We start from the raw sequence: 15,536 nt of genomic DNA on the forward strand, positions 1-15,536 counted from the left end.
TATGCAAAAGTCGTATCAGAAACAAGGCAGGATGCTTACGGTCGTAGCGTTGGCGGGGCTGTTGGCATCACTGCCACTTGCACCCCTAGCTCAACCCGCCAGTGCGGACAGCCGGCCAACCTACCCCCCTGAGTGCCCCTGGATGGACACTTCGCGGTCGCCTGACGAGCGCGCACGTATCTTGCTGGATGCCAGTTCGCTCGGGCAGAAGTACCGCTGGCTTGTAGAGCAGCCCGCGAACGATCCGGGTACGACGACGTTCAGTGGAGTTCAGTACGAAGCTCAGCTCCCCTGCACTCCGAAGGTCGTCTACACCGACGGACCGGACGGCGTTCGTTTCACCTCCGGCGTGACAGCGTTCCCTGCACCCATCGCCTTCGGGGCGACCTGGAACCGCGACCTTGTCTTCGACAAGAGTGCCGCACAGGCGGCCGAGGCTTTCGACAAGGGCAAGAACGTCGTCCTCGGCCCTGGCATTGCCAGCGGTCGCACCCCGCTCTCCGGCCGCACCGCGGAGTACTTCGGCGAAGACTCCCTCCTGAGCGGCACCCTCGCCGGAGCGGCGATCCGCGGAATCGAGGAAGGTAATCCCGACAAGCCCGTCCTGTCGAACGTCAAGCACTACGTCGCCAACGAGCAGGAAGTGTCCAGGAACGCGAGCTCCTCGAACATCGACGAGCGAACCTTGCGTCAGGCCTACGATCTGCCGTTCGAGATCACCATCGCCGAGGGCGAACCCGAAAGCATCATGTGCTCCTACAACCAGATCAACGGAGTTTACGCTTGCGAGAACCCGCTGCTGAAGGACACCCTGCGGGACAAGCTCGGCTTTGACGGGTACGTCATGTCCGATTTCGGGGCAGTGCACTCAACCGGGCCTTCCCTGAACGCGGGGCTGGACCAGGAACTCAACCGACCGATCTACTACACACCTGAACGTCTCAATCAGGCGCTGGCTGCCGGCGAGATTACTGAGCAGACCGTCGACGGTGCGGCATTCAACGTGGTGCGTTCCTACATTCGAGGCGGATTGTTCGACACTCCGCTTCCCGCGCCGGCCGCAGGCTCGGTCTCGACCACCGCGCACAAGGACCTCGCGCGGCGGGCAGTCGAGGAGGGCTCGGTCCTTCTGAAGAATGATGGGATCCTTCCACTGTCCTCGAAGCCCAAGAGCATCGCAATCATCGGCCCGACGGCATCCTCGACGCCGACCAACGGCATAGACGCAAAGTCGACCTGCAGTATGGTCTGGCCATTCGGCTCCCCCAATACGCTCACCTGCGAAAGCATCGTCACCATCGAGGACGCAGTGCGAGAGCGCGCCGCAGCAGAAGGTTCCACCGTCGTCTTCGACAACGGGGCCGACCCGCAGCGCGCGGCTGCCGTCGCAGCGAAGGCCGACATCACCATCGTCGTCGGCTACTACAAGTCCGGTGAATTCAATGACTTGCCGAACCTCCGTCTCGCCGGAAACGGCGACGCCCTGATCGACGCCGTTGCCTCCGCCAGCGAAAGGACCGTGGCGATCCTACAAACAGGAAGTGCCGTGGAAATGCCCTGGCTTGGAAAGACCGAAGCTGTCCTCGAAAGCTGGTACCCCGGTGAACAGCAGGGGCCGGCCCTGGTGAACCTCCTGTGGGGGGACGTGAATCCGTCGGGCAAGCTCCCGATGACCTTCCCGGCGTCCCTTGCTGACACTCCGACCAACTCCCCTGAGCAGTACCCCGGCGTCTTCTCAAACGGCTCTACGACCGCTCCGGCAGGTTCGCAGGAGATCCGGCAGGTCAACTACACCGAAGGCCTTGCTATCGGTTACAAGTGGTACGAGTCCCAGGGCATCAAGCCCCTGTTCGGTTTCGGTCACGGCCTGTCCTACACCGACTTCGAGTACCGGAACCTCCGTGTGAAGCCCGTGGTAGACAAGAAAACCGGCACCACCATCCTGGACGTGAAGTTCCAGATCAAAAACACCGGCAAGACAGCAGGAGCCGAAGTGGGGCAGGTCTACCTGACCCTGCCCGGTGCCGCCGGCGAACCTGGGAAGCGTCTCGTCGGATTCGAGAAAGTCAGTCTCAAGCCGAATCAGACAACGCAGGTGCACCTGGTTATCGACGCCAACGGACCGGATCACCCGCTGTCGATCTGGGACGCAGAACGCGATGCCTGGACGACGCCGACGGGTGAGTTCATCCTCGAGGTCGGCACCTCGTCGCAGGCATTGCCGCTCAGCTCCACAGTGACCGTGCGCTAGCCCAGCACTACCGACAGAGCGCTGAAGACAGAGGGTCCGCCCCACCAGGAGGGGCGGGCCCTTCGTCATGTTCGACCCCTCTGACGACGCTTATCGGCCGTGATGAGGCCCGAGATGGGAGAAGCACGATCGGCATCTGATGTGACTGTTGACACAGGTTCTTTCGACCCCTACCCTCAGTAATTGAAACGCTTCAAAAATGGGGCGCACACTTTCAAGGAGGAAACGTGGCCACCACGGGTAACAAGTACCGGATGCTGCTCCTGGGCGTAGGGCTCAGCACTGTATCGCTCCTGCTGGCAGGCTGTGGAGCCGGCAGTTCGAACGACGGCGGCAGCGAGGGTGACGCCGGCGAGTTCACGACCCTGTCCGTGGTCGAGAACACCACCATCCCCGCTGTCCTGGAGACCCTGGCGGGGGATCAGTGCAAGACCGCCGCGGATGCGATGCCACTGAAGGTGGACACCGTCCCGCAGACCAACCTGGACCAGCAGCTTCAGCTGCAAGCCGGCCAGGGCGCACTGCCGTCCCAGTTCGCCGCAGGATCGGCTCCGGCCCTGACGAAGGAACTCGCTGAGTCCGGCAACGTTCTCGACCTCGAGGCCACGCTGACCGACCTGGGCGTCATCGACCAGGTGGAACCTGCAGCCATCGATACCGTCAAGGCGCTCTACGGTGGCTTCAACGTGCTGCCCTACGAGTACAACGTCGAGGGCATCTGGTACAACAAGCAGCTCTTCGCCGACAACAACATTGAGGTACCCGCGACCTGGGACGAATTCACGGCGGCCGCCGAGACCCTCAACTCCTCGGGCGTCACTCCTCTCTCCGCGTCCGGTGAGCAGGGCTGGCCTCTGACACGCCTTATCAGCGGATACCTCTTCAGCGACCTCGGCAAGGACGCCCTGCAGAAGGTCGCGGATGGTGAAGCCGAGCTCACCGATCCCGAGTACGTCGAGGCAGCCGCGGCGGTCGCCGACCTCGGTGCGAAGGGCTACTTCGGTGAAGGCGTCGGTTCGATCGACTACGACACCGCCGTCAACCAATTCCTCACCGGGGAAGCCGGCATGCTCTACATGGGCAGCTGGGTCCTCGCAAACTTCAATGACGAGGCCGCCAATCAGATCGGCGCCGAGAACATCGGCTTCATGCCCTTCCCGAAGGTCGACGGCGGCGCGGGCATCGACAATCAGTACGCAGCGAACGTCGGCCTGCCCATGGCGATCTCCGAAAAGGCGTACAACGACCAGACCGGCGAATGGCTGAGCTGCATCACCGAGAACTACGGAAGCGTCGGCCTGTCCGAAAAGGGCGCCATCTCCGGTTTCAAGGTCAACGAGGAAGTCGACGTCGATCCCCTGACCCAGACCGTCCAGGACACCATCGCCGACACCAGCGAAAGCGTTCTGTGGTTCGAGGCTCTCTTCGGTACGCAGGCAACCACTGCAAGCCAGACCAACGCCGCTCCCCTGGTGACCGGCAGCATGAGCCCGGAGCAGTTCATGGAGACGGTGCAGTCCGCCCTCAAGTAGGGTACGAGCGCGCCGGGGAAGGAAGGAGACGGCTTCCTTCCCCGACGTTCACCCCGTCCTGGGCCACCGACTGGCCCACAGGCCAGACGTAGACAAAAGGACCTACCATGCAGTCAGTACTGGGCGATAAGAAAGCCCTCATCATCCTCCTCGGCCCAGCTCTGCTGGTGTACACCCTGGTGATGCTGGTGCCCATCATCTGGTCCATGGGGTACACCTTCTTCTCCGGCAACGCGATCTCCGGCTTCACCTTCGCGGGGACGGACAACTTCACGCGGCTGTTCACAGACCCTGAAGTCCGTACCGCGCTCTCCTTCACCGTCCGCTACGCGATCGTGATCACGATCGGCCAGATCCTCATGGGCTATGCCCTGGCGCTCATGTACGTCTTCATCCTGAAGAAGTCCTCGAACATCATTCGCACGCTGGTGTTCTTCCCGGTCGTGCTCCCCACGGTGGCCGTCGCCCTCCTCTTCCAGAAGATGTTCGAGATCGCCCCGCAGAACGGACTCGTCAACAGCCTCCTCAACGGAGTCGGCGTCGAATCGGTCGACTGGTTCGGCAGCGCCTCCAGCTCGTTCTGGGTCATCGTCCTCATGGACATCTGGCGATCCATGGGCTTCTACGCCGTCCTGCTGTACGCCGGCCTCGTAGACATCCCCGAAGACATGCTCGAATCCGCACGTCTCGACGGTGCCACCGGATGGCGGCTCATCAAGAACATCGTCCTGCCCCTGTCCATGCCCGTCCTGCTGTCCTCGATCATCTTCAGCATCAACGGCACCCTCAAGGTCTTCGATTCCATCGTCGCTCTTACCAACGGCGGACCCGGATCCTCCACCACGCCGCTGACGCTCTACATGTTCCGCACCTCCTTCGCCTTCGGCGACTACGGGTACGGCAGCTCGATCGCACTGCTACTCACACTGCTGTGCCTGATCGTGACCATCTTCATCTTCCGGTCCTCACGCCGCGACCTCACCAAGGACTGACGCCATGAGCACACAGGCACCCGAACAGAAAATGCCCCTCAAGGCGCTGAAACGTCAGGAACCGCGCCGCGCACGGTCCCGCGCAGCGAAACGCTGGGCGAAACTTCCCGTCCACCTGCTGATCGCCCTCCTGCTCGTCGTCGTGCTCTACCCCCTGCTGTGGCTGGTACTCGGGTCGTTCAAGACACAGCAGGAATTCCTCAATGACCCCGTGTGGTCGTTGCCGGGATCGTTCAACTTCGACAACTACGTCGAGGCCTGGACCACAGGCAACCTCGCGGTGTTCGTCGCCAATTCACTGATGGCCACACTTCCGTCGCTGGCCCTGATCATCGTCTTCGGAGTTGCCGCCGGATTCGCGCTCGAGGTCATGGTCTGGAAGGGACGCAACGGCGTCCTGCTGATCTTCCTGACCGGCATCATGGTGCCCGGTCAGATGATCCTGCTCCCCCTGTTCTCCGCCTACTTCAACACCGGCCTCACCGGAACGCTGTGGCCGCTGATCATCACCTACACCGCCACCGGCCTACCCCTGACGGTGTTCATGATGGCCACCTACTTCCGTGCCGTCCCCCGCGAGGTGTTCGAGGCCTCCACCCTCGACGGCGCCAGCATCATCCGGTCCTTTATCTCCATCGGCTTCCCCATGGTCCGCAATGCCGTCTTCACCGTGGCCCTCGTCCAGTTCTTCTTCATCTGGAACGACCTCCTGATCGCCCTGACCTTCGCCAACAACAGTGAACTCAGCACCATCCAGGTCGGACTCCTCAACTTCACCGGACAGTTCGGAGCAGTTCAGTACGGCCCGCTCTTCGCAGCCATCTGCCTCAACGTCTTCGGGACCCTAGCCATCTACCTTTTCCTCAACCAGCGCATCATGAAAGGCCTCGCCGCCGGCTCCGTGAAGGGCTGACAACCCCGCCCTTTCTTGCCCCACCGCTTGTCCTCCGCTTCCGCGGCTCCACACTAGAAGGACCTCAATGCCGATCACCGTCAACCCCGTCACGTTCGAACACCACCGGGAACCCCTCGGAATCGGTGAGCGTCGACCCCGGCTGAGCTGGAAGACCACGGCGGACCCCGGGTGGACACAGGAACGGTACGAGATCGAGGTGACGGAGGCGTCCGGTGCAGGATTCTCGCGAGTCATCTTCTCCCCTGACTCGGTTCTCGTCCCCTGGCCGGGAGAGGACCTCGTCTCACAGAGCGTCGTCTCTGTGCGGGTCCGGGTCTGGGGGGCCGGCACGGAGATACCGAGTGACTGGAGCCCGGCCACTACCGCGGAGACCGGGCTCCTCGGATCCTCCGACTGGCAGGCACAGGCTATCGCCCCCGCTTGGGACGAGGATCCGGAAGCCCTCCGCCGTCCCCCGCTCGTCCGTCGTGAGTTTGACCTGACCCGCCCCGTCCACGCTGCGCGCCTCTACGTCACCGCACACGGGCTCTACGAGGTGGAGATCAACGGGCGACGCATCGGTCGCGAGGCACTCGCCCCGGGCTGGACCGTGTACGGGGAGCGGCTGCGCTATGCCACCTACGACGTGACCGAGAACCTCGGCCCTGGCGCGAACGCCATCGGTAGCTGGCTCGCTGACGGTTGGTACCGGGGCCGGCTCGGCTTCCATGGGGGCCACCAGAACCTGTACGGAACGGACGTGGCACTGCTGGCCCAGCTGCACGTCACCCACGACGACGGATCCACCACGGTGATCGCGACCGACGGATCGTGGCGGGCCGGTTTCGGGCCGATCCTGACCACGGGCCTGTACGAGGGCGAGCACTACGACGCCCGCCAGGAGGATCTCGGGTGGTCCTCGCCCGAATTTGACGACTCCGAGTGGACGCCCGTGCGCACGGTTCCCCGCGACCCCGCCACGCTGGTTGCCCCCGACGGTCCGCCCGTGCGCTGCACGGAGGAACTCGCGCCCGTCTCCGTCACCACGTCGCCAACTGGCAGGACCATCCTCGACTTCGGCCAGAACCTGGTGGGCCGGCTCCGGCTGCGCCTGGCCGGGCTCGAGCGTGGCCAGGAGATCACGCTGCGTCACGCAGAAGTTCTCGAGGACGGCGAACTGTGCACCCGTCCGCTCCGAGGAGCGGCATCCACCGATGTGTACATCGCAGCGGGCAGGGATGACGTCGAATGGGAGCCACGCTTCACCGTCCACGGCTTCCGGTACGCCGAGATTTCGGGGTGGGACGGCATGGATCCCACCACGGACATCAAGGCACGGGTCTATCACACCGATATGGAACGCACCGGCTGGTTCGAATCCTCCGACGACGACGTGAACCGGCTGCACGAGAACGTCCGGTGGAGCATGCGCGGCAACTTCGTGGACATCCCCACCGACTGCCCCCAGCGTGACGAGCGCCTGGGCTGGACCGGGGACCTCCAGGTGTTCGCCCCGACAGCCACGTTCCTGTACGACTGCTCCGGCATGCTCGGCTCGTGGCTGAAGGATGTCGCCATCGAACAGCTCGACGACGGAACTGTCCCCTGGTACGTGCCCGTCATACCCGGTGGGGAGGAGTGGACCCCGATTCAGCCCGGCGCCGTCTGGGGGGACGTCGCCGTCCTGACGCCATGGACGCTGTACGAGCGGTTCGGTGACACCGGCGTGCTCGCCACCCAGTACAGGAGCGCGAAGGCCTGGGTGGACCTCATGGCCGCCCGGTCCGGGGACTCGCACCTCTGGAACACGGGCATGCAGCTCGGGGACTGGCTCGATCCCGCCGCACCGCCGCACGACCCGGCCGACGCCACCACCGACCGCTACCTCGTCTCTACTGCGTACTTCGCGTGGTCCGCCCAGCACCTCGCCGACATGGCGAGCATCCTCGGACACACCGCGGATGAACTGCACTACCGGGAACTGGCGCGCAAGGTACGGGAGGCCTTCGCCCGGGAATTCATGTCCCCCTCGGGCCGCGTGGTCAGCGATGCACAGACGGCCTACGCCCTGGTCCTCGTCTTCGGCCTCGCAGCGACCGAGGAGCAGAGGAAGCGCAGTGGGGCACGGCTCGCCGAGTTGGTGCGCGGCGCGGGCAATCGCATCGCCACCGGTTTCGCCGGCACGCCGCTCGTGACGGATGCCCTCACGAGCGTCGGAGAGATCGAGACCGCGTACGCGCTCCTGATGGAGAAGGAATGCCCGTCCTGGCTCTACGCGGTGGGACAGGGCGCCACCACCATCTGGGAGCGCTGGGACAGCATGCTGCCGGACGGTTCCATCAATCCCGGGGAGATGACTTCCTTCAATCACTACGCCCTCGGAGCTGTCGCGGACTGGATGCACCGCGTCGTGGCAGGGATAGCTCCCGCCGCTCCCGGCTATCGGTCCATCCTCTTCCGTCCTCGCCCCGGCGGCGGACTCACATCGGCCGAGGCACGTCACGAGACACCCTACGGTCCTACGTCCATCTCGTGGACGCTGGAGACCGGTGCTCTGTCGGTCGAGGTCACCGTCCCCACGGGGTGCGCTGCCGTCGTCGACCTCCCCGGCCGGCCTCCGGTCACCGTCTCCTCCGGCACGCACACCTTCACGCAGGTATCCGTTGCATCCTGAGGGTCGCTTAGCATGAGGGATGCCCTGCGAAGGTGCCGCCCCGCCCAGGGCGGTGTCCTGCGCCGAACCCCGATCGAGGTGCCGTGACAGCCGTCCATCCAACGAGCGATGCTTCCTCCGTCGCCCCCAGCATGAACGATGTCGCGCGCCTCGCGGGCGTCTCGCTCGGCACGGTGTCGCATGTCCTCAACAAGCCGGAAATCGTGTCGGCGAAGACCATCGCGCGTGTCACCGCGGCGATCGACGAGCTCGGCTTCGTCCGCAACGATGCCGCGCGATCACTGGCCGCTGGTAGGAGCAACACGATAGGGCTGATCCTCACCGACGTGGGGAACTCCCTCTTCGTCGACATCGCACGCGGGGCGGAGGGCGCTGCGAGCTCCACCGGAAGGTCCCTGCTGCTTGCGAACAGCGACGTCACCTTCGAGAAGCAGGAGTCCTACCTCGACATCTTCGACGAGGCGCGCGTGGCGGGTATCATCCTCGCCCCGCTCGACGCCGGGCTCGGCGGTGTGGACCGCGTGCGGCGCCACGGACGCAACATCGTGCTCGTCAACTACGCGGGCGATCGGACCGACTGCTGCAGCGTTGTGGTCGACGAGGAGCACGGCGGTTATCTCGCCGCCCAGCACCTCATGGATATCGGCCGGACGCGCCTGCTGTTCGCCGGGGGCCCCGAGGACCTGCACGCCGTCAACGCCCGACGCGAAGGGGCACGGCGCGCAGTACGGGAGCGGGGCGACGGAGTGAGTCTCGACGTGATCGTCAGCAAGAACCTGAAGAGCACCAGCGGGCGATCGATCGCGCGGAACCTGCTTGGCGCGGGTCCGCTGCCCGACGGAATCCTCGCCCCGGCCGACCAGCTGGCGGCCGGGCTCATCCACGAACTGACGGATGCAGGCGTCTCCGTGCCGGGCGACGTCGCCGTCATCGGATATGACAACAACCAGTTCGCCTCCGAGGCTGCCATCCCCATGTCCACCGTGAGCCAGCCAGGCCACGAGATGGGCGAAGAGGCCCTGCGACTGCTGATCGACGAGATCGACAACCCGCGGACACACGAACACCAGCGCATCGTCCTCGAGCCGACACTGATCGTCCGCAGAAGCACGAGCGATCCACACGTCTCCGACCCCTAGTTCATGCCAGAGCCCGATCGCTACCTTGCCTCAGCTTGGCTTGTCGTAGCATCCATTATCGGCACTTAGTCGGCGTGCCAAAAGCTCACTCCGATACCTCGCGCGGTTTCTTCAGAATCTGCTGGTGTACCCGGTTGATGCCACCGCTGTTGAAAATATCGGTGACCAGTCCTTTCAGCTGAGCGAGTAGTACGTCGGGATCCTCTGCAACAGTGAAGACAGCGTCGATCGGCTCAGGATTGACGAGGGGCAGCAGCTCATTCTTGTCCATCGCGAAGCCTCCCCGCGGCTGCCGGATCCACATTCCGCTGAATGGTTCGACGGGCTTCAGGCCCCGCTCGGAGTGCAGCCCCAGCTCGATCAAACCGAACTGCTTCTCGAGGTTCCGGGCGGTTGTCTGTGCCTTCGGGAAGTCTGACCAGTCGCTCCACTTCGTGCCGTCTTCACGGACGCGTGAGGCGACGATGTGGATGTGGTCGTTGCCGTCGGTGCTGGTGCCGTGGTGTACAGCGACCCATTGGCACGCTGTCTTGCCGCTTGTCTCGGTGAAGCCCATGTCGTCCATGGACTTCTCTGCCATGTCCGCCCACTCGCGGTCACAAACAGGCCGCTCGTCGGCCCGGAGCGACAGGGAACAGTGCCAATCGTGCTGGTCCAGCTCGACGTCGTTGATGCGCTTGTTCAGGTCGATCTCGTCCACGACCAAAACCGCGGACTGGTCATTAAGCTGTGAATCATCGAACCACGACAAAATGATCGGACTGCCCGTCACGAGGTGCGGGTCGGTGTGCCCGTTGCGCTTGCCAGGACCGACCAGGTACTTCATCAGACCCACGGTGCGGGAGCCCTGGCGGAGGGGATGAACTGGTTCGTCTTGCGCTGTGCCGGGACCCTTCTCGGGTTGACTGTTCTGGGTGTGGTGTTCGATGTGGTGGCGCCGCTGCCCAGTGCTGCGGGTTCCTCGGTGGGCGGGTTCATTGATGTGCTGGGCGGCGGCGCGAATTTTGTGGCGGAAATCGCAGCGCAAATCGGATGGTTGATCCTGCCGGTCGCGGCGGTGTGGCTGTTGATACGCGCTCTTCAGGGGCTGGCGGTATATGTGGCCACCGTTGCGGTGGGGCTGGCCGTCCTCGCCGGCGGCGGGATGCTCCTGATGACACTCGATCCCCTGACGAGCGGTGCGAGTTCGGGAGGCGGAAGCGTGTTTTCCGCCGGGTCTATACAGCTCACTGTTACGTGCGGGGTCCTGCTGCTGGTCTTCCTACCCGTCGTCCCGGCGAAGGGACGGGTCTTGGCACTGGTCGGCGCGGCAGCCGCTGTAGGCGGCTTCGACGTTGTTCGGGTCCTTGCAGGGATTGTCCCATTGGGACCGGTGCTCGGTGGCTGGCTGCTAGGGCTAGCCTGGCTGGCGGCTACCGTGTGGGCCTTCCGGAGGTGGCAGCAGGCCCCTGGGTTGAGCTCGCGGTGGTGGTTCGTGCTGCCGGTCCAGGACCGGGCCGCGTTGGCCCTGGCACCAGCAGACGAACGACCGCTACCTGGCGGACGGCGCAGCGCCCTGAAACTCGCGGCTCTCTGGGTGCTCATTGCCGCCGGTGTGACCGGTGCGGGATTCCTCATCACCAGGGTCCTTACCCCTATTTCACGCATGGATGAGGCAGCGGTGCGCTGGTTCGCCGAGCACCGCACAGACACGTTGAACGCTCTGGCAACGGCCGCCGGGTCATTTGGCACCACCACCGGAATCATTGGGGTTCTGCTGATCACCGCAGCACTCGCCCTGGCCATTACCAGGCGCACCGCTCCGGCGGTGTTCCTGCTCGTCCTCGTGATCGGCGAGACCGCGTTGTATCTGATCACTGGAATGATCGTCGGCCGACCCCGGCCCGAGGTTGATCACCTGTCCGAAGGGCTGCCACCGACCTCATCGTTCCCTTCCGGGCATGTGGCGGCCGCGGTCGTTATGTACAGCGGCCTAGCGCTCCTGGTCGGAGCATGGTCACAGTCCCGGCTACGCAACCTCGGCTTCATCCTCGCCCCACTCATCGTGCTGAGCGTCGGCATCTCCCGCGTGTACTGGGGCGTTCATTACCCGACCGACACAATGATCAGCGTGATCTTCGCCGTTCTGTGGGTCTATATCTGTTGGCGGTACTTCCAACCAGCGCGCGGATCGCACCCCGGCGCCGAAGAAACACCTACGCCCGTCTCCCAACCCGCTGCGCGGCAAACCGGAAGGTAACCGCCCATGACCAATCCCATGAGAAATGCACGACGAAATCGGACCACCGGCAAGTATCAGGCAAGGCATAGGCCGCGACCCTCGACAATGGTGTTGTCCTCCTACGACGCCGCAAGGGCACCGTCCAGCAGCCGCTCCGCACCACCAAACGAATCATCGGTGCCTGGCCGTGCGCACCTGGGAAACTGCTGAGGGCTCGATAGCCGGCCGACTGCAGCAGTGGTGGTGGGGACTCCTGAGGGCGGGCTGACGGCCAAGGCGGGCGCCGACCAACACTCGACCTTCGAGCTCGGGTCGATCTCGAAGGCACTCACCGGCATCGTTTTACCAGGACGCGCTCGAGCGCGGGCTCGTCTCGCCGACACAACCCTTTGCGAGGTGCTTCAATTCGAGTGTTACGGGGAGGTCGGAACGGTCAGCGTGGAATCTCTGGCCACACCTTTCTGGCAGGGCGAGATCAGGCTACTGGCAGTCGCACGACGGCGTGATCCGATACCGCGGGCACTCCCTTCAGCGAGGTGAGCGGAGAGCCACCGGCCCTTTCGCCGTCGACGGGTCGACGACGGCGCCGCGCTGCACCATCTCCGCGAGGCCACGGTTCACGAGACGGCGAGCAGCATTCCGGGCGGGTTCGTGCAGGAGGTCTCCGGCGTCGTCGGCGAGCGCCCGCGCGGCGTCCGCCGGGTCGACGCCCTGTCCGCGCGGCGCGCTCCGGAGACGCGTCAGGAGCCAGTCCTCGAGGGCCGCGTCGATCGGCCTCACCTTGCGCGCCCGGCATGCGTCGCTGCAGTAGAGCACCGAGTCCCACGTCCGCTCCCACTTCTTCCGCCACTCCATGCGGCGGCCGCACGACCTGCAGTACTTCGGCTCGCGTCCCGCAGCAGGCCCCTCGCGCGGCGTCACCTGCGTCGGGATGCGGCGCGGAAGGTGGCGGACCGTATCAACCCAGCGCTATCCGGGGAGCGTGTGTCAGAGGCCCACTCGTCGACGTCGTCCGCTCGACCCACCCTGCGCTGTTCGTCCGCGCTGATGCCCATTATCACGGCGTCCTTCCTGTCATCCCTGCCGGTCCTGCGGAGAACCGACGCGGGGAAGGGCCGCAACTCCGTGGTGCGTCAAGCATAGGAGACGCGGTCGCACCCACCCCGGTGCTGTTCGCGCTGTCCGACGCATCGAAACCCGTGGGCCGGGACTCTTGAGGTGATGCCCTCAGCACGGCAGACTGAGCACACCAGCCTCATCCGTCACATCAGCGCACCACCATGGTCTCGTTCACGCTCCACGGTCAGCAGGACAGCGCTGCCCCGACCCCTGGAGCCACACCATGAATGACGCCGTGATCGAGAGCGGTTCCCTCCGCCTCGCGCAGGAGAGCGACCTCATCGCCACCCTCGAGACCGTCGAGGTCAGCGCGGATCTCCCCCGCGCGGTGGCGGACGCCGCCGAGATCAGGGCCTTCGCGGAGACACTCGGGCGGCTCGACGTCGCGTTCTGGGCGGAGGTGACCGGGCTCGACGCGCTGGCCCGCACCGATGGCGCGCCCGGCGCGAGGACACGCGGCCAGGAGATCCTCGAATGGGCCACGGAGCAGGGCGATGCTCGGCTCGCCAGCCGCTGCCATGCGCTGATCGCGATGATGGACCTCATCGCAGGCCACTCCGGGTCCGGCGCGGAGCAGGCGACGATCGCCGTCACCCTGCTGGACGGCACCGAGCTGCCCCGGCTCCGGGCGAATTTCCTGACACGCCAGGCGCTCGGCCTCCTGGTCGCCGGGCTCCTGCAGCACGGCTTCGACGTATCCCGGCGGGCGCTCGCCCTCGCGGACCAGCTGGCCGACCCCGAACTCCTGGCCCGGATCGCATCGAACGCGTTCCACTCAGCACTCGACGAGTCGATGCCGGACGAGGCCCGCTTCTGGATGCGGCGGCTGGAAGCCGTGATCGCCACCTCCCCCGACCTCGAAGCCGAGCTCTCGGATGTCCTCGCGCGCGGCCATCTGGCGGACAACCGTCCCTGGGACGCCCTCGACGTGCTGGAGCGGGCCGGGGACGACGACGCCGCAACGTCCCAACCGGAGACACGGGCCACCCGGATGCTCCTGCTCGCGCAGGCCCACCACGGGGTCGGCAACCTGCCCGCGGCGCGGCGCGCCCTCGACCGGGCGGAGCAGATCACCGTGCGCCATGCGCTCGAGGAGGTCGCCTCCACCGTTCTCGAGGAGCGCGCCGCGATCGCGGCGTCCGCGGCCGACTTCCGGCTCGCCTACGAACTTCACCGGCAGTTCCACCAGGCGGCGCGGAGCCGGTGGATCGAGGCCCGCCGTTCCCGGGTGGACCACCTGTTCGCGGAACAGAACGTCACCGAGGCGCTCGAGCGCGCGGAGCAGGCGGAGGCGGCCGTCGCCGTGGACCCTTTGACGAAGGTCCGCAACCGGCGGTGGGTGGAGGACACGCTGCCCGACGTCGTCCGGACCTGGCAGGTCGGAGGACCGTGGACCGCGTCCCTGGCCATCCTCGACCTCGACCACTTCAAGCTGGTCAACGACCGCCACGGCCATGCCGCGGGCGACGACGTGCTGGTCGCCGTGGCCGCGGCCCTGCAGACGTGTGGCGGGATCCAGCACGTGGCCCGGATCGGGGGCGAGGAGTTCCTGCTGGTCCTGCAGCAGGACGCCGATCAGGAGCACGTGGCGGAGCGGGTGCTGTCCGCCGTCCGGGCGCTCCGGTGGCCCACGATCGACGGCGACCTCCGCCTCACGGCGAGCATCGGCTTCGCCGGCTGCGAACCGGGCACGACGACGTCCGAGTTGCTGCAGGAGGCGGACCGCCGCCTGTACAGCGCGAAGCGCGCTGGCCGGAACAGGTCGGTGGGCCCCTGGTCGGGGTGAGCGTGCACTCCGCGGCACCGACGAGGGTTCATGGTTCGGCTGCGCCCGGAGGTGGAGACCGAACGTCACGCTTCGTGGTCACGCCGCAGCCGGCAGGGCCGATGTCGATGTCACCTCGGTGCCCACATACCCCGGGCCCGCGTCAGGGCGCGTGCTCGTCCTTCGTGGCCTGTTCCTTCTTGAGGAGGCCGCCGGCGATGACGCTCGCCCGGGCAAGAACGTCGAGCTGTGCCGGGTTGTACAGAGCCGTGAGCGATTCGACGACCGTGTTCTGGGTGACCTCCAGGCTCTTCGAAAGGTGCTCCTTCGGGTCCAGGAGCCACGGATAGTCCCTGAGTGCGTGTGCAATGGTGGGTGCGTAGCGTTCTGCGAGGTCGGCGCGGGCGGTCTCGTCGGCGTCAGGGGGCAAGTCGTCGAATTCCTTGGTCACCGACTCCGGCTCCGCCCTGACCATGTCCCGCAGATCCTGCATCGCGTCGTCGTCGTACAGCTGGGAGTAGATCAACATCAGCGACTGGTCCTGCTTGGACAGGCGGGGTGCCACGTCCTCGAATCCTGCCGGGACGCCCGTCACCGAGGACCCCTGCAGGATTGCCTGGATCTCCGCCCTGGCCCGCTGCAACCTCTCGATGCTCACCGCGAGGTCCGCGTCGATCACCTTCAGCGCCTCGAACGATGAATCACCCTCGAGGGTCACTTCGTCGATCTGGTCGAGCGGGACGCCGAGATCCCGCAGACGGCGTATCTTCAGGAGACGGACGAGGTGCCGGACCTGGTACTGCTTGTAGCCGTTGGACATCCTGTCCGGCTGCTCGAGAAGTCCGACCCGGTGATAATGGCGAACGGTGTTTACCGTCGTCCCGGCCAGCTCGGCGATTCCTTGGGTGCTCCAGGTCATGCTCATCGGTCCTTCGTCATTTCTCGTCA

Annotated in this window: 11 protein-coding genes; 8 read left to right on the plus strand and 3 right to left on the minus strand. The window is 65.4% G+C overall.

The window, feature by feature from the left end:
• Positions 1-142: 142 nt before the first annotated feature.
• From ACX80F_RS09950 to ACX80F_RS09975, 6 genes are all read left to right on the plus strand, one after another.
• Positions 143-2,251 (plus strand): beta-glucosidase, encoded by a 2,109-nt coding sequence (locus ACX80F_RS09950; RefSeq protein ID WP_459336226.1) that lies wholly within the window; start codon positions 143-145, stop codon positions 2,249-2,251.
• A gap of 227 nt (positions 2,252-2,478) precedes the next feature.
• Positions 2,479-3,783, plus strand: a complete 1,305-nt coding sequence (locus ACX80F_RS09955) for an ABC transporter substrate-binding protein (RefSeq protein WP_459336227.1) — start codon at positions 2,479-2,481, stop codon at positions 3,781-3,783.
• A gap of 107 nt (positions 3,784-3,890) precedes the next feature.
• Positions 3,891-4,775 carry a carbohydrate ABC transporter permease gene (locus tag ACX80F_RS09960; protein WP_459336228.1) on the plus strand — a complete coding sequence of 295 codons (885 nt, stop codon included), beginning with the start codon at positions 3,891-3,893 and terminating at the stop codon, positions 4,773-4,775.
• A gap of 4 nt (positions 4,776-4,779) precedes the next feature.
• On the plus strand, positions 4,780-5,688 hold the full coding sequence (locus ACX80F_RS09965) for a carbohydrate ABC transporter permease (RefSeq protein WP_459336229.1): 909 nt from the start codon (positions 4,780-4,782) through the stop codon (positions 5,686-5,688).
• Positions 5,689-5,755: 67 nt separating this feature from the next.
• Entirely contained in the window at positions 5,756-8,344 is a 2,589-nt protein-coding gene (locus tag ACX80F_RS09970) for a family 78 glycoside hydrolase catalytic domain (RefSeq protein WP_459336230.1), read from the plus strand.
• An 83-nt stretch (positions 8,345-8,427) separates the two neighbouring features.
• Entirely contained in the window at positions 8,428-9,483 is a 1,056-nt protein-coding gene (locus ACX80F_RS09975; RefSeq protein WP_459336231.1) for a LacI family DNA-binding transcriptional regulator, read from the plus strand.
• 85 nt (positions 9,484-9,568) lie between these two features.
• Here ACX80F_RS09975 and ACX80F_RS09980 read toward each other — a convergent pair whose 3' ends face one another.
• Complete coding sequence (locus tag ACX80F_RS09980) at positions 9,569-10,309, minus strand: relaxase/mobilization nuclease domain-containing protein (protein ID WP_459336232.1); 741 nt, start codon at positions 10,307-10,309, stop codon at positions 9,569-9,571.
• A 33-nt stretch (positions 10,310-10,342) separates the two neighbouring features.
• Here ACX80F_RS09980 and ACX80F_RS09985 point away from each other — a divergent pair, with 33 nt between their 5' ends.
• Positions 10,343-11,722, plus strand: coding sequence for a phosphatase PAP2 family protein (locus ACX80F_RS09985; RefSeq protein WP_459336233.1), 1,380 nt, complete (start codon positions 10,343-10,345; stop codon positions 11,720-11,722).
• Between the two features lie 510 nt (positions 11,723-12,232).
• Here the strand turns inward: ACX80F_RS09985 and ACX80F_RS09990 are convergent.
• Positions 12,233-12,625, minus strand: a complete 393-nt coding sequence (locus tag ACX80F_RS09990; protein ID WP_459336234.1) for a DUF2256 domain-containing protein — start codon at positions 12,623-12,625, stop codon at positions 12,233-12,235.
• A gap of 421 nt (positions 12,626-13,046) precedes the next feature.
• Between ACX80F_RS09990 and ACX80F_RS09995 the strand changes: the two genes are divergently transcribed.
• The gene (locus ACX80F_RS09995) at positions 13,047-14,609 is read left to right on the plus strand and encodes a GGDEF domain-containing protein (RefSeq protein ID WP_459336235.1); all 1,563 of its coding nucleotides are present in this window, start codon (positions 13,047-13,049) and stop codon (positions 14,607-14,609) included.
• Between the two features lie 142 nt (positions 14,610-14,751).
• Here the strand turns inward: ACX80F_RS09995 and ACX80F_RS10000 are convergent, their stop codons facing one another.
• A complete protein-coding gene (locus ACX80F_RS10000) occupies positions 14,752-15,507 on the minus strand; it encodes a MerR family transcriptional regulator (RefSeq protein WP_459336236.1) in 756 nt (251 codons plus the stop codon).
• Between the last annotated feature and the right edge of the window lie 29 nt (positions 15,508-15,536).

The organism is Arthrobacter sp. TMS2-4 (assembly GCF_054511075.1).